Source organism: Pseudomonas sp. P97.38 (genome assembly GCF_001269745.1).
In the GTDB taxonomy this organism is placed as follows: domain Bacteria; phylum Pseudomonadota; class Gammaproteobacteria; order Pseudomonadales; family Pseudomonadaceae; genus Aquipseudomonas; species Aquipseudomonas chlororaphis_E.
The window spans coordinates 46,285-63,699 of sequence record NZ_LHVJ01000022.1; the positions used below are offsets into that span (position 1 = coordinate 46,285).

Below are 17,415 nucleotides of genomic sequence, written 5' to 3' on the forward strand. Positions count from 1 at the left end.
GGACGATACTCTGTCAGGGATATTTCCTACGACTTACTGTGAAACCGCCTAATGCAAAGCCTGCCTCGTTTTATCCAGCGCATCCTTGAACTGATGAAGCGCTACCCAGGGGTCATTGCGCTCGGCGGTTTCATCTCCGGCGTCGGCAGTTTCATGCTGGTGGACCGCCAGCAGGGCCTGGCCACTTGGATCGCGGTCATGATGCTGGTGAGCTGGCTCTGGCTGATGGTGGAGAACAGCATGACCCGGCTGTTCACGCGGATTTTCAAGCGGGAGATCCCCCAGCCGCTGTTGCGCTACGCCACGCAGATGATTCACCAGGAAAGCCTGTTTTTTGTCCTGCCGTTTTTCTTCATCACCACCACCTGGAACAGCAGCCAGCTGATTTTCACCAGCCTGCTGGCGGCGGCGGCGCTGATTTCGATCACCGATCCGCTGTACTACAAATGGCTGGCACCCCGGCGCTGGGCGTTCCTGGCGTTGCACACCCTGACGCTGTTCGCCGCCCTCCTCACCGCGTTGCCGGTCATCCTGCACCTGACCACCGACCAGAGCTTCAAGCTGGCGCTGGGCATTGCCATGCTGTTGTCATTCCCGAGCCTGGCGTCGATCTTTCCGATCCGCACGGTGCGCAACGCCTTGGCGATCCTGTGCATCACCCTGGGCATCGGTGCTGCCGGCTGGGTGCTGCGCTCCTGGGTGCCGCCGGCCACGTTGTGGATGACCGAAGTGGCGATCAGTACCCAGGTGGAGGATCGCACCCCCGGCGCCAGCCTCAAGGAAGTCACTGCGGCGCAGATTCGTGGCAACGGCCTGTACGCCTACACGGCCATCAATGCGCCGCGAGGCCTCGATGAGCGGATCTATCACGTCTGGCAGTTCAACGGCAAAGAGGTGGATCGCATTGCCCTGGACATCCACGGCGGGCGCAAGGAAGGCTACCGTGCCTGGACCCACAAGCAGAATTTCCCGAACAACCCGGCGGGCAAGTGGCAAGTGCGGGTGCTGACGGAGAATGGCCAGATGATTGGGGTGCTGCGGTTCAATGTGACGGGGTCGGCAGGTGGTTGAACATCGGGGCGGGGAGCAAGCTCCCTCGCCACAATGAATTTCACCGGACTTGCGTGCTGGCCTCAGCCAAAGAACCAGTAGCAGACCCCGATCGCCGACAAGACCCCGGCCAGCTCCGCCAGCAGCGCGCAACCCACCGCATGGCGCGCCCGCTGGATGCCGACCGCGCCGAAATACACCGCCAGCACGTAGAACGTGGTCTCGGTGCTGCCCTGGATAGTCGCCGCCACCAGCGCCGGGAAGCTGTCCACCCCTGAGGTCTTCATGGTTTCGATCAGCATCGCCCGGGCGGCGCTGCCGGAGAACGGCTTGACCATGGCGGTCGGCAGGGCATCGACGAAACGCGTGTCCCAGCCGGCCCATTGCACCAGGTGGCGAATGCCGTCCAGGCCGAAATCCAGCGCCCCGGATGCCCGCAGCACGCCGACCGCGCAAAGCATCGCCACCAGGTACGGCAGCAGGTTCTTGGCGACGTCGAAGCCCTCCTTCGCCCCTTCGACAAAGGCCTCATAGACCTTGACCTTGCGCAGCGCCCCCACCACCAGGAACAGGATGATCAGGCCGAACAGCGTCAGGTTGCCGAGGATCGACGACAAGCCCGCCAGCGCGGTGGCCGACAACGTGGCCAGCAGCGCCATGAAGCCGCCAAGGGCCAGCGCCCCCGGCACCAGGTAAGCCAGCACCACCGGATCCCATAGGCGCAGGCGTTGCATGAACGCCACCGACAACAGCCCCGTGAGGGTCGAGCCCGTGGTGGCGATCAGAATGGGCAAGAACACCAGGGTCGGATCCGGCGCGCCTTGCTGGGCGCGGTACATGAAGATGGTCACCGGCAGCAGTGTCAGCGACGAGGCGTTGAGCACCAGGAACAGGATCTGGGCGTTGCTGGCGATGGTCGGGCTGGGATTGAGGTCTTGCAGGGCGCGCATGGCCTTGAGGCCGATGGGAGTGGCGGCGTTGTCGAGGCCCAGGCCGTTGGCGGCGAAGTTCAGGGTGATCAGGCCGATGGCGGGATGGCCGGCCGGTACTTCCGGCATCAGGCGCAAGAACAGCGGCCCCAGGGCCTTGGCCAGCCAGTCGACGATGCCGGCCTTTTCGGCGATCCGCAAGAACCCCAGCCACAGCGTCAGGGTGCCGAACAGCAGGACCATCACCTCCACCGACAGCTTGGCCATGGCGAAAATGCTTTCCACCATCGCGGCGAAGATCCCGGCGTTGCCGCCGATTAGCCACTGTCCCAGCGCCGACACGGCTGCCACGATAAAGAAGCCAAGCCACAGGCCATTGAGCATCGGTTAATCCCCTCGGAAGATGCCGCGAATGATAGCGGGGCTGGCAGAAACGACAAACCCCGGAGTGCTCCGGGGTTTGTGTTAATGGCTTTGACCTGGCATGCCCTCAGCGGGTGGAGGTTTCGCCCGCCGGCAGCGGCTCTTTACTGCGCCAGTGCGGCAGGGAGTTCCAGTAGCGCTGACCTTTGGCGTCGTCGTACATGCCTTCCCAACGGGCGATCACCAACACGGCCAAGGCGTTGCCGATGACGTTCAGCGCGGTGCGGGCCATGTCCATGATGCGGTCGACACCGGCGATGAAGGCCAGGCCTTCGAGCGGAATGCCCACGCTGCCCAGGGTCGCCAGCAGCACCACGAAGGACACGCCCGGCACGCCGGCGATGCCTTTGGAGGTCACCATCAAGGTCAGCACCAGCAGCAATTGCTGGCTGATGGACAAGTCGATGCCGTACAGCTGCGCGATGAAGATTGCCGCGATGCTCTGGTACAGCGTCGAACCGTCAAGGTTGAACGAATAGCCGGTTGGCACCACGAAGCTGCAGATTGCCTTCGGCGCGCCGTAGGCTTCCATTTTTTCGATCACGCGTGGCAGCACGGTTTCGGAACTGGCGGTGGAGTAGGCCAGCACCAGTTCGTCCTTGAAGATGCGCATCAGCTTGAGCACCGAGAAGCCGAACAGACGGGCGATAAGGCCCAGCACCACGAAGGCGAAGAACGCGATGGCGACGTAAACCAGGATCACCAGTTTCGCCAGCGGCAGCAGGGAAGCGAAGCCGAAGTTGGCGACGGTCACCGCGATCAGTGCGAAAACGCCGATCGGGGCGTAGTTCATGATCATGTGGGTGACCTTGAACATGCTTTCCGACACGCCCTGGAACATCTTCACCAGCGGCTCGCGCAGGTCCGATTGCAGGCTGGACAGGCCCAGGCCAAACAGCACGGAGAAGAAAATGATCGGCAGCATTTCGCCACGCGCCATGGCGGCAAAGATGTTCGATGGGATCAGGTTGAGGATGGTCTCGATGAACGCGTGTTCGTGCTGGACTTCCGCCGCCGTGGCCTGGTACTTGGAAATATCCACCGTCCCCAGGGTGCTCATGTCGATGCCGTGGCCTGGCTGGAAGAAGTTGGCCAGCAGCAGACCGACGACGATGGCGATGGTGGTGACGATTTCGAAATAGATGATGGTCTTGAGGCCGATGCGCCCGAGTTTCTTCGCGTCACCGACCCCGGCAATGCCGACGATCAGCGAGGAAATCACGATCGGGATCACGATCATCTTGATCAGACGGATAAAGATATCGCCCGCCGGTTGCAGCACATTGCTGATCCACCAGGCCTTCTCGGCACTGAAATGGTTGAGCAGAGCGCCCAGTGCAATCCCGAGGACCAGACCGATGAGGATCTGCCAGGCGAGGCTTAGCTTTGCCTTCTTCATATCGTTACCCTTACTTCAGTTGGACTCGGGCAGCGGCATGGACGATAAACATCCGTGCATCTGCCCCCGTATAAGGTCACCCCGAGCGCGCTAGCGGCTTACTGGCAGGCGAAAAAAGGCGCAACTATTGCGATGCGGGGTAGGCTCGTCTAATGCCGTAAACGCCTACCCTATGCCGAATCGGCATGAGATTTTCCAAACGAAACCCGCGTCCCAACCGGTTCGAGTAGGACATTTGTGCAGGCATAAGCGCCGTGAACCGGCCATTTCAGCGTAGCCGGGCTTCCTCCACAAGGCTTGCAGAACCGATGAGAGGAGCTCGGCCAGACACGTGCTGCAAAAGAAAACTGCCGCCGCGCTTCTCCGATATACGGTCAAATACGGGAAATGACGGGAGTGTCTGGAGACAAAATGCCGCAGTCGCGGGCCGGTGACGGGACTCCACTCACCAGCCGCTCTGGCACAGGCATTTTATAAAAATGAAGCCCTACGCAGGTTCGCCAAGTCGCCGGGACCTTGCGAACCTGCGTCGTAGCTTTTCCTGACCCGGCCCTTTCGCAGGCACCCCTTGTGCCCGTAGGTCACTCCGACTCGATCAGCCAGAACGTCCCAGCCCCCTGGTCATGCATCGGCCCTCTTCGGGCTGTGCAGAAGGAAAAGGCAGGGTTGCCTTTCCCATTTTCAGAATCAGTACCAGTTCGGATCTTTCTTGAGTTGTTCCATTAACAGTTTCTGCATACCTTCATCGGGCTTGCCGAGGAAACGGTAATCGGCATGTCGGGTCGGCGACTTGTCGGCCGGCAGTCCGGCGGGCACTTCCACCAACATGGCGTAGGCTTCGTCCTTGTCAAAGCTGAAGGCGACGATCAGGCGTTTGCTGCGACAGGTCGCCTGGGTCTCGCACAGGGGGCCGACCAGGTACTTGTCGCCGTCTTCCTCGACCGCGTTCATCTGCTCGGCATCGCCCGACAGGTTCATCACCCATTCCGGCAAGCGCTCTTCTTTCTTGACCACGTGCTGCCAGGTCTCGCGGTACTGCGGGTCTGCGGTCAGTAGTTCATTGGCGCGCATCTGCCCGTCATTGGCAGCCATTGCCACGGCACTGCCGCCCAGCAACAGGGCGGCGGCCAGTCCTTTAAGGGAAACGCTCATGGTCAGCCTCGGCCGCGACGGCCAAAGAAGAAGGAAGCGATGAACATCACCAGGAATACGACAAAGAGAATCTTGGCGATGCCCGTGGCGGTGCCTGCGATACCACCGAAGCCGAGTACGGCGGCGATGATGGCAATGATCAGGAAGGTAATTGCCCAGCTCAACATGGTGATTCTCCTTACACTTTTCTATTTAGTTAGGGTCTGGCGGTTGATGGTTCCGGTGCGACAGACGACCGGTCCATCGGGGGTTAAAACACCCAGCGCTCCTGACGGGGCAGGTCGGCCACAGGCTGGGCCTGGTCGACGTCCATCATGCGCATCGAAGCGGCTGCTTCTTTCATGCTCGTGCTGCTGACGGCGCTGAAATGGGTTTGGGGAGCACGTTGAATCGACACATGCGGCGTTTCGGGCTGTTGGCTTTCTTGCCAAAGCAGCCACTGCTGACCGACGACGAGCGTGATCAGCAGCGCCAGCGCGGCCCACAAGCCCTGTTGGATATGCAGGGAAGTCATGCGAAACGAGGCGGCACTTTGACGATTCATCCTGAAATTCCTCCCAGCCGGGTGTCGTGATCGGGTTTCGGCGCTGGAACGCCATGTTGTTCGAGATATTGCAGACGTCATGCCAGAATTTTTAAACGAATAAAAACGTTTAAAATCAATAAGTTATGAAATGTAAAAAAGAGGCAAGAGGCGCATCCTGCACGATGGCCCTGGCGGGAGTCGTGCGTATTGCACGAACGGAAGAGGGGAAGCGTTAGATTCTTTTTGAATTGCCCATCGCAAACCGCTGTCGGAATGAGCGAGCCGAGCCCCTCGAAACCGGCGAAACGGAAAAAAACGGGCTCAAATCAATCTTTTAGCCAACTGACGTCCACAGGGTCCCTCTCGGTGGGTAATATTCCCTCGGAAACGACCATGCAACTTGCCCGATTTTTCTGACACTAACCATCATCATTCATTAAGGAGCGTAGGAAAAATGGAATCCGCCACTGAGCACCAAGGCCGCATTCTGCTGGTAGACGACGAGTCTGCCATCCTGCGTACCTTCCGTTATTGCCTGGAAGACGAGGGCTATACCGTCGCCACCGCCAACAGTGCGGCCCAGGCCGATGCGCTGCTGCAACGCCAGGTGTTCGACCTGTGCTTCCTCGACCTGCGCCTGGGGGAAGACAACGGTCTGGATGTGTTGGCCCAGATGCGTATCCAGGCACCGTGGATGCGGGTGGTGATCGTCACGGCCCACTCGGCGGTCGACACGGCCGTGGACGCGATCCAGGCCGGGGCCGCCGATTACCTGGTCAAGCCCTGCAGCCCGGACCAATTGCGCCTGGCGACCGCCAAGCAGCTGGAAGTGCGCCAGTTGTCGGCCCGCCTCGAAGCCCTCGAAGGGGAGGTACGCAAGCCCAAGGACGGCCTCGACTCCCATAGCCCGGCGATGAAGGTCGTGCTGGAGACCGCTCGCCAGGTGGCCAGCACCGACGCCAACATCCTGATTCTCGGTGAATCCGGCACCGGTAAAGGCGAGCTGGCCCGGGCGATCCACGGTTGGAGCAAGCGTGCGAAGAAATCCTGCGTCACCATCAACTGCCCGTCCCTGACCGCTGAATTGATGGAAAGCGAGTTGTTCGGCCACAGCCGTGGGGCGTTCACCGGGGCCAGCGAAAGCACCCTGGGACGCGTCAACCAGGCGGACGGTGGTACGCTGTTTCTCGACGAGATCGGCGATTTTCCCCTGACCTTGCAACCCAAGTTGTTGCGCTTCATCCAAGACAAGGAATACGAACGGGTTGGCGATCCGGTGACCCGTCGCGCCGATGTGCGGATTCTGGCGGCCACCAACCTGAACCTTGAAGACATGGTGCGCGACGGGCGTTTCCGCGAAGACCTGCTCTATCGCCTGAACGTCATCACCTTGCACCTGCCGCCGCTGCGCGAGCGCGCCGAAGACATCCTGACCCTGGCCGATCGCTTCCTGGCGCGCTTCGTCAAGGAATATGCACGCCCGGCCCGGGGTTTCAGCGACGAAGCCCGCGAAGCGCTGCTTGGCTATCGCTGGCCTGGCAACATCCGCGAACTGCGCAACGTGGTTGAGCGCGCCAGCATCATCTGCCCACAGGAAAAAGTCGAAATCAGCCACTTGGGCATGGCCGAACAACCGGTCAACAACGCCCCTCGCATCGGCGCGCCGCTCAGCCTCGATGAATTGGAAAAGGCGCACATCGGTGCCGTGCTGGCCACCGCCGACACCCTGGACCAAGCCGCGAAGACCCTGGGTATCGACGCCTCCACGCTGTACCGCAAACGCAAGCAGTACAACCTGTGAGCGACACCCTATGAAACTGGCGATGAAGCTGCGTACACGGCTGTTCCTCAGCATCTCGGCCCTGATAACGGTGGCGCTGCTGGGGTTGGTGCTGGGCCTGGTCAGCGTGATGCAGATGGCCCATACCCAGGAGCAATCGGTACGCAACAACTTCATCCTGCTGGACCTGGGGCTCAAGCTGCGCCAGACCCTGGGCGATCAGTTGATGATCATGCTCGACGACAAGCCCGACCTGGCCGCCCTGGAGACGTCCAAGAAACAGTACCTGGCGTTGATCGACGAGGGCATCGCCCATGAGCGGAGCCTGGACGAGGCGCCGGACAACTTCAGCAAGGCCAAGGCCGACTACCTCGACTTCTACGAGGCGTTTACCGCCTCTCGCCAGCAACCGAACCCGCTTTCCGCCATTCAGGAACTCACCGATAAATTCAACGTGCTGCGCAACGGCCTGATCGAGAGTTATCGGCAGGCCTTGAACAACATCAGTGAAACCCAGACGCGTGCCCGCGAGCGGGCATTGTTGATCTCCGGGCTACTCGGGCTGGTGGGGCTGGCGGTGTTGATCATCGGTTTCGTCACCGCCCACGGCATCGCCCGGCGTCTCGGGGCGCCCATCGAGGCGCTGGCCGCGGCCGCGGATAATATCGGCCAGGGCAATTTCGAAGTGACGCTGCCGACGTCTTCCGCCGCCGAGGTCAACCTGCTGACACGGCGCTTCGGCATCATGGCCCAGGCGTTGCGCGAACACCAGGCCACCAATGTCGATGAGTTGCTCGCCGGCCAGCAGCGCCTGCAAGCGGTGCTCGACAGCATCGATGACGGCCTGTTGATGATCGACCGGCAAGGCCGCCTAGAGCACCTCAACCCGGTCGCCCAGCGGCAACTGGGCTGGGATGAGGAGCGCCTGGGCCAGGGCCTGGGCGAAGCATTGGGTCGCCCGGACCTGGATGACGAGCTGCAATTGGTGCTGCGTGGCGGGACGCTGGAGCGTGCGCCCGAGGACCTGAGCATCGAAGTGGACGGCGAGTCGCGGGTACTGACCTACAGCCTCACACCGGTGAGCCATACCCAAGGCCACATCCTCGGCGCGGTGATGGTGCTGCACGACGTCACCGAACAACGCGCCTTCGAGCGGGTCCGTAGCGAATTCGTGTTGCGCGCTTCCCATGAACTGCGCACGCCGGTGACCGGCATGCACATGGCCTTCGGCCTGTTGCAGGAGCGTCTGCATTTCCCTGCGGAGTCGCGCGAGGCCGACCTGCTCGACACGGTCACCGAAGAAATGCAGCGGCTGATGCAGCTCATCAATGACCTGCTGAATTTCTCCCGCTACCAGAACGGCCTGCAAAAGCTGACGCTGGCACCGTGTTCCATCGAAGAGCTGCTGGAAGCGGCCCGGATGCGGTTCGCCGAGCAGGCCAGTGCCAAGGGCATCGAATTGCTCGTGGCGATCCAGGGCCCGCTGCCACGCCTGCATGCCGACGCCGCGCAGTTGGAGCGGGTGCTGGATAACCTGATCGACAATGCCATGAGGCACACCGGCGACCATGGCCAGATTCGCTTGCAGGCCCGCCGCCACGGTGAGCGGGTGATCATCAGCGTCGAAGACAACGGTGAAGGCATTGCCTACGGCCAGCAGGGACGGATCTTCGAACCTTTCGTCCAGGTCGGACGCAAGAAGGGCGGTGCCGGCCTCGGCCTGGCGTTGTGCAAGGAAATCGTCCAGCTTCACGGCGGTCGCATGGGCGTTTACTCCAGACCCGGCCAAGGCACGCAGTTCTACATGGCGTTGACGGTCTGACGGGCTTCAGGCTTCGTCGTCCAGGCGCCGGCCGAGCAAGCGTCGCCCGCGGGTAATCAGCTCGATCAACTGCACCGCACTGAGTGCATGGGCAAACAGCCAACCCTGACCGAACTTCACGCCCTCGCTGCTCAGGTACGAGGCTTGGGCTTCGTGCTCGATGCCCTCGGCGATCACCTTGAGCTGCAACGCGTGGGCCATGCGGATGATGTGCGGGGCGACACCGCTGCTGGCGGCATCGTGGCCCAAGGCATCGATGAAGGCTTTGTCGATTTTCAGGCAATCCACCGGCAAAGTTTGTAGGTACGCTAGGCTGCAATAGCCGGTGCCGAAGTCGTCGATCAGCACTTGATGCCCGTTGTCGCGCAACGATTGCAGGTTGTCCCGGGCCACCAGCACGTCGATCAGCCCGCGTTCAGTCACCTCGAAGGCAATCTGCCGGGCCGAGACCCGGTGCAGTGCCAGCAGGCGGGCAATCACTTCGCCGATTCGCGGCACCATCACGTCGCAGGCCGCCAGGTTGACCGAGATGTACAACTGCGGATTGGCCCTCAGCAACTGGCCCAGCTGATCGAACAGCCGTTGCAGCACAAAATCGGTGATCTGGCGGATCTGCCCGGTGTCTTCGGCCATCGGGATGAACAAGTCCGGGCTGGTCAGGGTGCCATCCGGCCGGCGCCAGCGCAGCAGGGCTTCGGCGCCGACGCAATGGCGGCTGTTGAGGTCGAAGATGGGTTGGTACAACACCTGCAATTCACCGCGCCGTATCGCGCCGTGCAGCTCGGCGTCCATGGATTGTCGCTGGCGGGCCAGCAGCAAGACCTGCACGCCGATGCCCAGCCCTAGCAGCAGGCTGATAGGCAACATCCACCAGGCGTTGGATGGCATGTTGAAACCCTTGCGCGGGGCGATCAGTACCAACTGGTATTCCGGGTTATCGGTCGGCATTCGGTAGATCAGCCGGGTTTGCGTCACTTGCAAGGCGTTGCGGCCTTTCGGCGGCCAGGGCTCCGTGGGCGGCCAATGCTGGTTGGTGCCCAGCACCGGAATGGCCCGCTTGCCGTGATCCAGGACCACCAACAGGCTTCCGCCCGGCGGCAGATCGACCACATCGGTCAAATGCCCGCGGGAGGTGGCCACCCGAAAATTACCGCGCCCCAGCATCAGTGCCGCGCGGTCCTCGTCAGGTTCGGTGGTGGTGTTGAGCCAGTAGCTGTAGGTCGGACCGCGCAGGTCGGGCAGGCGGGTTACCGACAATCCGCTCTGGAGAGGCCGGTTCGAACACGCGCCGCTGCCGTCGACATACACCGCTTCATAAACGAAGCGGTAATTGAAGCTCACCTGCCGCAAGGTCGCGATCATGTCATCGCTACAGCCCCGCAGCGGCTGGTTCTGCAGGTCATCGAGGCCTTCACGCAATTGCCCGAAAAGTTGTTCCAGCCGTTGCAGGAAGCGCTCGCCCTGGGCGTTCATCTGCTCGCTTTCACGCTGCTGGATCTGCTGGACGACCACAAACAGACTCCCGGCCAGCAACAGCACCGTACTCAAGGCAGCCGCCATCGTCGCCAGGAAAAGAGGGCGATGGAGCCAGCTCTGCAACGTTTCACGGGCAGCCGTCATCGTGGGTAATCCTAAAGGTCACAATGAGTTATAGCTGCTGTTTGGGATTTGGCCCTGTTCGTCAGACGGGCGTCATTATTTTGTCTGGTTGAGCACCTGCAAGATCGCCGCGCTTTGCGCGTCGGGCGCGCCATCGAAGCGGGTCGGCCGGTAGTGCATCTGGAACGCGGCCAGCACATGGTGAGTGGCCACGTCCCATTCGCCGGTCTGGGGCGTCGGGTAGCCCAAGCGCGCTAATTGGGCCTGGAACCAGCTGGCGCTGGGCAGTTGTGCGGCGAAGACGGCTTGCTGGCGCGCGACGGCCTGTTCGTCAGGCCAGAGGCCCAGGCCTGCCTGGGCCAGGCGCTTCCAAGGGAAAAGCGGGCCCGGATCCAGCTTGCGCAGGGGCGCGATGTCGCTGTGGCCGATGATGGCGCGTGGGTTGATGCCATTGCGTTGGACAATGTCCTTGAGCAACACGATCAAGGCCTGCACCTGGGCTTCGCTGTAGGGGTACCACAGGCGTCCAGTAGGGGTGTCGACATAACCGGGGTTGACGATTTCGATGCCGATGGAGCTGGAGTTGAGCCAGGTGCGGCCTTCCCACTCGCTTTCCCCGGCATGCCAGGCCCGACGGTTTTCATCCACCAACTGATAGACGGTGGCGTTCTTATCGTCGCCGACCAGGTAGTGGGCGCTGACTTCGCCATGGGTCAGCAGGGCCAGGGAGCGTTCCAGGGAGGCCGAGGTGTAATGCACCACTACGAATTGGATGCGGCTGTCGTGGTTGACCGACGGGTGGCTGGTGTCGAGCCGGGGCCCGCTGGTGCAGCCGGCCAGGAGGAACAGGGAAATGATGAACGGAGCGAATTTCATGGCAGAAGACGTTACACATTGAAAATAACGCAACAGTGTAACGTATCGTTGCGCGATGAGCCGGGCCCGGCCGCAGATTAAACAAATTGGAACAATTGCCTTCAGCCCAGCTCCACCCGGTTACGCCCGGCACTTTTCGCCCGGTACAGCGCCTGATCGGCTCTTTTAAGCACAGAATCGCTGTGTTCTCCGGGTTTGAACGCCGTCAGCCCCATGGACACCGTCACCGTGACAGGCTCGCCCTTGAAGTGGAATGGGCAGGCTTCAATGGCAGCGCGTAGCGCCTCGGCCAACTGGGTCCCGGCTGTCAGGGGCGTGTCGGGCACCAACAGGACAAATTCCTCGCCGCCGAAACGGGCGATGAAATCGCTGCTGCGCAGGCGTTTGCGCAAAACCGAGGCAATCAGTTTCAGCACCCGGTCACCGGCCAGGTGGCCATAGTTGTCATTGATCCGCTTGAAGTGGTCGAGGTCGAGCATGGCCAGCAACAAGCTGTTGCCGTGCTGTTGCCACTCGGCCACTTCCTTTTCAAGACGCTCGCTCCAGGCTGCACGGTTGGGCAACCCGGTGAGTGGATCGATCAGCGCCTTGAGCCGCTGCTCTTCCAGGTTCTCGCGAACGATCAGGGCATCCTGCTCCATCAGCGCTACGCGCTCGGCGAGGCTTTTCAGGCGCGCCGAGACTTCCTGTTCACGCTGCTCGCGTTGCTTCTGGTGCTGGTCCATCGTCCCCAGCAGGCCTTCCAGGTGGTTCTCAAGCACCTGTTTGAGGCTTTCCAGGTCATCGGCCTGCTGGACGCTGCTTTGCAGGCCATCGACGTGCTCGCGAATCTGGATGTCCATGTCCCGGGAGACCGAGAGATTTTCCGCATGGTCTTCGCTGGCGGCCAGCAAGCTGTTCTGGAACGCCTCCAGCCGATCGTTGAGGCGCTGCAAGTAGGCTTCGAATTCGTGCTGGCCGCTGTCGGTGATCGCCAGCATGAGCACCGCCAGATCGTCGAGAATCGGCAGTAACTCGTACCAGTTCAAACCATTTTGCAGCTTTTCACGCATTGCCTCGGCTTGCGGGCGGTGCCGCTCGGGCAGTGTCAGGTCACCCAGCAGGCCCAGCAGGGTGTCCTCGATGTGCCGGGCAACCGAGCTGTAGGACGGTTCGGGGGAGTCGGGCAGGGCGTATTGGGCGTCGGCCGCATCGACAGCGGCCTCGGCGGCGTTGGGCTCTGTCTCTGATTCTGGCTCTGACTCTGGCTCTGTCTCAGGAAGAGGCGCTGGCGTCTGCGGCAGCAGCTCATCGGGGTTTGCAGGCGTCGCTTGCGGGGTAGGCGGTTCAACGGTGGCCGGCTCGGTGGGGTCGCTCGGTTCGCTGGCCGGCTGCGCCTCTTCGGGTGCTGGCGCCGGAACAGGGGGCGCGGCAGGCGCCACGGGGTCAGTTTCCGGCGCAGCGACGGTTGCCGGTTCAGGCCGTACTTGAGCGGCAGGCGCGGGCTCTGCCGAGGGCGCTGGTTCCGAGCTCGGTGTGGGTGCGGGCTGCGGCTCCGAATCCGGCTCGACAGGTGCTATGTCGGTCGCGCGGCGCTGCGGCGTGGGTGCAGCCTGTGCGACGGGTGCCGTGTCGACCTGGGCAGGCTCTTGCGGCGCATCCTCGTGCCCCTGGCCGCCAAACAGCCGCTGCAGCAGGCCGGGACGATGGGCTTCGGCAGGGGGTTCCAGCGCGCTCAGGGCCTGGCCTTGCAAGGTGCTCAGCTCGCTCAGCAACAGCGGGATCTCTCGGGTCTGGCCGACCCGGTCGTCCAGCCGCTTGGAAAATTTCTTCAGGGGCCGGCTGACGTCCTTGGGCAGCGGCAGGGTCTGCAACTGCGCCACCAGGGCCGTCAGTGCGGCGCTCATCTGCTCGACCCGGGTCTCGCGGCGCTGTTCGGAGTCGAGTACGGCTTTCTCCAGGCGCGGCAGCAGGGTGGCAAGGGCCGCATCCATGTCGTCGGTGCGGATCGCCTCACGCATTTCCTTCATGCACTCGTCGACCGCCCGGTCCGAGCCTTCGGCGGCCAAGGTGCTGCGGACCAGGCCGCGACGCAGCAAGTCGAGCCGGGCATCCCAGCGGCGCTCAAGCTTTTCCTGCTGTTCGAGACTCTTGAGGTACTTCTCTCTCCAGCGTTCGGCGTCGTCGCTCATTCATCGGGTCCGCGTGGGGCCGGACTTAACGCAGGGAAGGCGTCGGCCGTGAGCGAACCCGGCAAACGAATCTCGACCGCGACCGGCAGGTGATCGGAAATGGGTTGGGCCAGCACCTCGACGCGTTCGAGGGTCAGGGTCGGGCTCAACAGGATATGGTCCAGGCAGCGCTGGGGGCGCCAACTGGGGAAGGTCGCTTGCAGTTGCGGCGCAAGCAGGCCGAGATCGCGCAGGGGCGAGGTTTGCAGCAGGTCGCTGGCGTGGGTGTTCATGTCCCCCATCAGCACCTGGTGCTTGTAACCGCCGATCAGCTCGCGGATGTAGGCCAGTTGCATCGTCCGGGTACGTGCGCCGAGGGCCAGGTGCATCATCACCACGATGAGCGCCTCCGGGCCTTCGCCGAACCGTGCCAGGATCGCCCCGCGCCCTTTGGGGCCCGGCAGCGGATGGTCTTCGATCGCCCACGGTCGCAGGCGACTCAGCACGCCATTGCTGTGCTGGCCGAAACGTCCGAGGTTGCGATTGAGTTGTTGGTACCAGTAGGGGAAGGCACCCAGTTGCGCCAGGTGTTCCACCTGGTTGACGTAGCCGGACCTCAAGCTGCCGCCATCGGCCTCTTGCAAGGCCACCAGGTCGAAATCCTTGAGCAGGTCGCCGATTTTCTGCAGGTTACCGGCGCGCCCGGTGTGGGGCAGCAGATGTTGCCAGCCGCGGGTCAGGTAATGCCGATAGCGCTCGGTGCTGATGCCGACCTGAATGTTGAAGCTCAGCAACCGCAGGCGGCTGTCGGCAGGCAGGCCCGTGGAGGCGACATGATGTTCGTTGACCCGCGGTTCATGCAGGCCAACGAGGCGTTCGGTACTCCAGCGGGCCATGGGCGTGGGCCGCGCTTAGTTGGCAACTGCCTTGGTCGTCGCCCGTTCCTTGGCGATCAACTGGTCGGCCAGTTGCAAGGCTTGTTCCGCACCGCCGGCAGAGCCGATGTCGAAGCGATACTTGCCGTTGACGATCATGGTCGGTACGCCGGTGATCTCGTACTTCTTGGCCAGCTCCTTGGCTTTGACGATCTGGCCCTTGACGGCGAAGGAGTCGAAGGTCGCCAGGAATTTATCCTTGTCTACGCCCTGGGTTGCCAGGAAGTCGGCCATGTCATTCTTGTCGGTGAGTTTTTTGTGTTCTTTCTGGATCGCGTTGAAGACCGCCGCGTGAACCTGGTGCTCGACGCCCATGGCTTCAAGGGTCAGGAACATCTGGCCGTGGGCGTCCCATGGGCCGCCGAACATGGCCGGGATGCGAACGAAATTGACGTCCTTGGGCAGCTTCTCGACCCATGGGTTGATGACCGGCTCGAACGCATAGCAATGCGGGCAGCCGTACCAGAACAGCTCCACCACTTCGATCTTGCCAGGCGCTGACACCGGAACCGGGTTAGTCAATTCAACGTAAGGGGCCTTCGCCTCGTCGGCGGTGGCTTGGGCAGCCATGCCGAACAGGCTGGCGACGACGAGCGCGGCGCTGGTGATCAGATTACGCATGCTTTACTCCTGGACAATAAGGGGGCCTCGCGAGGTGTGTTTCTCAGACAGACCTTGGCGGGTTCAGTTTCGCTAGTGTAACGGCAGCGGCCACAAAAAAGGGCGGCCAAAGCCACCCTTTTGATGCTTGCATCGACAGATTAATCGAGCGTTAACGTTACAAGCGGTGTACGCCCCTCGTAACGTCGCCCGAGGACCTTAGTGCAGGCCCTGGATGTAGCTGGCGACGGCGGCGATGTCTTCGTCGCTCAACTTGCGAGCGATGGTACGCATGGTCATCGCGTCGCCGTCGTTGGCGCGGCCGGCTTCTTCCTTGCGGAAGTCGGTCAACTGCTTGGCAACGTATTGGGCATGCTGGCCACCCAGGTGTGGGAAGCCGGCAGCGGCGTTGCCGGCACCGTTAGGCGAATGGCAGCCGGTGCAGGCTGGCAGGCCCTTTTCCAGGTCGCCGCCGCGGAACAGCTTCTCGCCACGGGCCACGAGTTTTGGATCGGCTGCCCCGACGCTGCCTTTCTGGCTGGCGAAGTAGGCCGAGATGTCCGCCAGGTCCTGATCGCTCAGGTTGGTCAGCAAGCCGGTCATCTCCAGCACCGTGCGCTTGCCGGACTTGATGTCGTGCAGTTGCTTGTTCAGGTAACGCTCGCCCTGGCCCGCCAGTTTCGGAAAGTTGGGCGCCATGCTATTGCCATCTGGACCATGGCAGGCCCCGCATACCGCCGCTTTCGCCTGACCGGCAGCGGCATCGCCAGCGGCGTGGGCTACACCGGTCATCCCCAAGGTCAACAGCAGACTCACGATCAGTTTGTTCATCAGCTAATCCAACTACGGCTAAGGGTTAAAGAGTTATGGACCGGGATCACTCGCTCATCCACTGGATGATTGCTCGGTAATCCTCGGCACTGCAGTCCATGCACAAACCACGCGGCGGCATCGCCTTGAAACCCTGGGTCACGTGTTGCACCAGCGTCTCCATACCTTTCGCCAACCTCGGCGTCCAAGCTTCCTGGTCGCCCTTGCGGGGCGCTGTGGGGAGTTGGCCGGAATGACAGGCACCACAAACACGGTTGTACACAGCTTCCGGATCCTGTGTAGCCTGAGCGCTGTAAAGCGGCATCAAGACACCGGCAGCTAGCAGCCATTTCGTCATAAAACGACCTTTTCAGGGTTGAGAGCGAGCTGCGTTCTAGTGCGCAATTTCGGTCGATCGCTCCCGTGAGCTTCATCCTACGCTGGGACAAAGCGCACACAAAATCTGCGGCATTATATACTGGCGTCACTGAAACGGAAACGACACAGCTTGCCGCGTCCATTCCCGACGCCGCTCACATCGGAAATCCCATGCAACTGAAGAACCCCATCCTTGGCCTGTGCCAACAGTCCACCTTCATGCTCAGCGCCGCCAAAGTCGACCAGTGCCCTGACGACGAAGGCTTTGAAGTGGCCTTTGCCGGGCGTTCCAACGCCGGCAAGTCCAGCGCGCTGAACACCCTGACCCATGCGAGCCTGGCACGCACCTCGAAAACCCCGGGTCGCACGCAGCTCTTGAACTTCTTCAAGCTAGACGATGAACGCCGTTTGGTCGACCTGCCTGGTTACGGCTACGCCAAGGTGCCGATTCCGCTCAAGCAACACTGGCAGCGCCACCTGGAAGCCTACCTGGGCAGCCGCGAGAGTCTGAAGGGTTTGATTCTGATGATGGACATCCGCCATCCGATGACCGACTTCGACCTGCTGATGCTGGACTGGGCCGTGGCCAGCGGCATGCCGATGCACATCCTGCTGACCAAGGCGGACAAGCTCACCTACGGCGCGGCCAAGAACACCTTGCTCAAGGTGCAGTCGCAAATCCGCAAAGGCTGGGGCGACGCGGTCACCATCCAGCTGTTCTCGGCGCCCAAGCGCATGGGCCTGGAAGAGGCCTACACCGTGCTGGCCGACTGGATGGAACTGGCGGACAAGGGCAGCGAAACGGCCGAATAAGCCAAATCGCAGGCAAAAAAAACCCCGGACTTCGTATGGGGAGGGGGAAGTTCGGGGTCCAAGTTCCGGACCGCTAGGGCGGGGTCCAGATATCTGCCAACACTTAACACAACATAGGAGCATTGAAGGGCTTCACCAGCCATTCAAAATCTCTGAGTGGCAATTCACGGGTT

At 62.0% G+C, this 17,415-nt stretch carries 16 protein-coding genes; 4 read left to right on the forward strand and 12 right to left on the reverse strand.

Annotation, left to right across the window (positions count from 1 at the left end; translation table 11 throughout):
• The first annotated feature begins 51 nt into the window (after positions 1–51).
• On the forward strand, positions 52–1,071 hold the full coding sequence (locus tag AD664_RS17600; protein ID WP_053148217.1) for a DUF5924 family protein: 1,020 nt from the start codon (positions 52–54) through the stop codon (positions 1,069–1,071).
• A gap of 62 nt (positions 1,072–1,133) precedes the next feature.
• Here the strand turns inward: AD664_RS17600 and AD664_RS17605 are convergent, their stop codons facing one another.
• From AD664_RS17605 to AD664_RS17620, 5 genes are all read right to left on the reverse strand, one after another.
• Entirely contained in the window at positions 1,134–2,363 is a 1,230-nt protein-coding gene (locus AD664_RS17605; protein WP_042728901.1) for a nucleoside recognition domain-containing protein, read from the reverse strand.
• A gap of 106 nt (positions 2,364–2,469) precedes the next feature.
• On the reverse strand, positions 2,470–3,801 hold the full coding sequence (gene gltP / locus AD664_RS17610) for a glutamate/aspartate:proton symporter GltP (protein ID WP_053148220.1): 1,332 nt from the start codon (positions 3,799–3,801) through the stop codon (positions 2,470–2,472).
• A gap of 687 nt (positions 3,802–4,488) precedes the next feature.
• Positions 4,489–4,953 carry an inhibitor of vertebrate lysozyme family protein gene (locus tag AD664_RS17615; protein WP_042728899.1) on the reverse strand — a complete coding sequence of 155 codons (465 nt, stop codon included), beginning with the start codon at positions 4,951–4,953 and terminating at the stop codon, positions 4,489–4,491.
• A 2-nt stretch (positions 4,954–4,955) separates the two neighbouring features.
• Positions 4,956–5,120 carry a DUF1328 domain-containing protein gene (locus AD664_RS27150; RefSeq protein ID WP_003177151.1) on the reverse strand — a complete coding sequence of 55 codons (165 nt, stop codon included), beginning with the start codon at positions 5,118–5,120 and terminating at the stop codon, positions 4,956–4,958.
• Between the two features lie 83 nt (positions 5,121–5,203).
• The gene (locus tag AD664_RS17620; RefSeq protein WP_053148222.1) at positions 5,204–5,497 is read right to left on the reverse strand and encodes a hypothetical protein; all 294 of its coding nucleotides are present in this window, start codon (positions 5,495–5,497) and stop codon (positions 5,204–5,206) included.
• 436 nt (positions 5,498–5,933) lie between these two features.
• Between AD664_RS17620 and algB the strand changes: the two genes are divergently transcribed.
• Both algB and AD664_RS17630 read left to right on the forward strand, forming a co-directional pair.
• Positions 5,934–7,280: a sigma-54-dependent response regulator transcription factor AlgB gene (gene algB, locus AD664_RS17625; RefSeq protein WP_042728897.1), complete on the forward strand. Its 1,347-nt coding sequence runs from the start codon at positions 5,934–5,936 to the stop codon at positions 7,278–7,280.
• A gap of 10 nt (positions 7,281–7,290) precedes the next feature.
• Positions 7,291–9,081: an ATP-binding protein gene (locus AD664_RS17630; protein WP_053148224.1), complete on the forward strand. Its 1,791-nt coding sequence runs from the start codon at positions 7,291–7,293 to the stop codon at positions 9,079–9,081.
• Between the two features lie 6 nt (positions 9,082–9,087).
• Here AD664_RS17630 and AD664_RS17635 read toward each other — a convergent pair whose 3' ends face one another.
• The 7 genes from AD664_RS17635 to AD664_RS17665 form a co-directional block, all read right to left on the reverse strand.
• Complete coding sequence (locus tag AD664_RS17635) at positions 9,088–10,701, reverse strand: EAL domain-containing protein (protein WP_053148226.1); 1,614 nt, start codon at positions 10,699–10,701, stop codon at positions 9,088–9,090.
• 75 nt (positions 10,702–10,776) lie between these two features.
• A complete protein-coding gene (locus AD664_RS17640) occupies positions 10,777–11,556 on the reverse strand; it encodes an N-acetylmuramoyl-L-alanine amidase (protein ID WP_053148228.1) in 780 nt (259 codons plus the stop codon).
• 101 nt (positions 11,557–11,657) lie between these two features.
• Complete coding sequence (locus AD664_RS17645; protein WP_053148230.1) at positions 11,658–13,727, reverse strand: GGDEF domain-containing protein; 2,070 nt, start codon at positions 13,725–13,727, stop codon at positions 11,658–11,660.
• Positions 13,724–14,602 carry an endonuclease/exonuclease/phosphatase family protein gene (locus tag AD664_RS17650; protein WP_053148232.1) on the reverse strand — a complete coding sequence of 293 codons (879 nt, stop codon included), beginning with the start codon at positions 14,600–14,602 and terminating at the stop codon, positions 13,724–13,726. Before AD664_RS17650 ends, AD664_RS17645 begins: the two co-directional genes overlap by 4 nt.
• 15 nt (positions 14,603–14,617) lie before the next feature.
• Entirely contained in the window at positions 14,618–15,262 is a 645-nt protein-coding gene (locus AD664_RS17655; protein ID WP_042732759.1) for a thiol:disulfide interchange protein DsbA/DsbL, read from the reverse strand.
• A gap of 198 nt (positions 15,263–15,460) precedes the next feature.
• Positions 15,461–16,072: a cytochrome c gene (locus tag AD664_RS17660; protein WP_042732760.1), complete on the reverse strand. Its 612-nt coding sequence runs from the start codon at positions 16,070–16,072 to the stop codon at positions 15,461–15,463.
• Positions 16,073–16,118: 46 nt separating this feature from the next.
• Positions 16,119–16,409, reverse strand: coding sequence for a cytochrome c5 family protein (locus AD664_RS17665; RefSeq protein ID WP_003177141.1), 291 nt, complete (start codon positions 16,407–16,409; stop codon positions 16,119–16,121).
• Positions 16,410–16,600: 191 nt separating this feature from the next.
• On the opposite strand from AD664_RS17665, the gene yihA reads away from it, so the two are divergent.
• On the forward strand, positions 16,601–17,242 hold the full coding sequence (yihA, locus tag AD664_RS17670) for a ribosome biogenesis GTP-binding protein YihA/YsxC (RefSeq protein ID WP_053148234.1): 642 nt from the start codon (positions 16,601–16,603) through the stop codon (positions 17,240–17,242).
• Positions 17,243–17,415 lie beyond the last annotated feature (173 nt).

What these genes read in the sequence shown, in the direction of transcription:
- AD664_RS17600 (WP_053148217.1), top strand. Translation starts at nt 52, where the DNA reads ATGCAAAGCCTGCCTCGTTTTATCCAGCGCATCCTTGAACTGATGAAG.
- AD664_RS17605 (WP_042728901.1), bottom strand. Translation starts at nt 2,363, where the DNA reads ATGCTCAATGGCCTGTGGCTTGGCTTCTTTATCGTGGCAGCCGTGTCG.
- gltP (WP_053148220.1), bottom strand. Translation starts at nt 3,801, where the DNA reads ATGAAGAAGGCAAAGCTAAGCCTCGCCTGGCAGATCCTCATCGGTCTG.
- AD664_RS17615 (WP_042728899.1), bottom strand. Translation starts at nt 4,953, where the DNA reads ATGAGCGTTTCCCTTAAAGGACTGGCCGCCGCCCTGTTGCTGGGCGGC.
- AD664_RS27150 (WP_003177151.1), bottom strand. Translation starts at nt 5,120, where the DNA reads ATGTTGAGCTGGGCAATTACCTTCCTGATCATTGCCATCATCGCCGCC.
- AD664_RS17620 (WP_053148222.1), bottom strand. Translation starts at nt 5,497, where the DNA reads ATGAATCGTCAAAGTGCCGCCTCGTTTCGCATGACTTCCCTGCATATC.
- algB (WP_042728897.1), top strand. Translation starts at nt 5,934, where the DNA reads ATGGAATCCGCCACTGAGCACCAAGGCCGCATTCTGCTGGTAGACGAC.
- AD664_RS17630 (WP_053148224.1), top strand. Translation starts at nt 7,291, where the DNA reads ATGAAACTGGCGATGAAGCTGCGTACACGGCTGTTCCTCAGCATCTCG.
- AD664_RS17635 (WP_053148226.1), bottom strand. Translation starts at nt 10,701, where the DNA reads ATGACGGCTGCCCGTGAAACGTTGCAGAGCTGGCTCCATCGCCCTCTT.
- AD664_RS17640 (WP_053148228.1), bottom strand. Translation starts at nt 11,556, where the DNA reads ATGAAATTCGCTCCGTTCATCATTTCCCTGTTCCTCCTGGCCGGCTGC.
- AD664_RS17645 (WP_053148230.1), bottom strand. Translation starts at nt 13,727, where the DNA reads ATGAGCGACGACGCCGAACGCTGGAGAGAGAAGTACCTCAAGAGTCTC.
- AD664_RS17650 (WP_053148232.1), bottom strand. Translation starts at nt 14,602, where the DNA reads ATGGCCCGCTGGAGTACCGAACGCCTCGTTGGCCTGCATGAACCGCGG.
- AD664_RS17655 (WP_042732759.1), bottom strand. Translation starts at nt 15,262, where the DNA reads ATGCGTAATCTGATCACCAGCGCCGCGCTCGTCGTCGCCAGCCTGTTC.
- AD664_RS17660 (WP_042732760.1), bottom strand. Translation starts at nt 16,072, where the DNA reads ATGAACAAACTGATCGTGAGTCTGCTGTTGACCTTGGGGATGACCGGT.
- AD664_RS17665 (WP_003177141.1), bottom strand. Translation starts at nt 16,409, where the DNA reads ATGACGAAATGGCTGCTAGCTGCCGGTGTCTTGATGCCGCTTTACAGC.
- yihA (WP_053148234.1), top strand. Translation starts at nt 16,601, where the DNA reads ATGCAACTGAAGAACCCCATCCTTGGCCTGTGCCAACAGTCCACCTTC.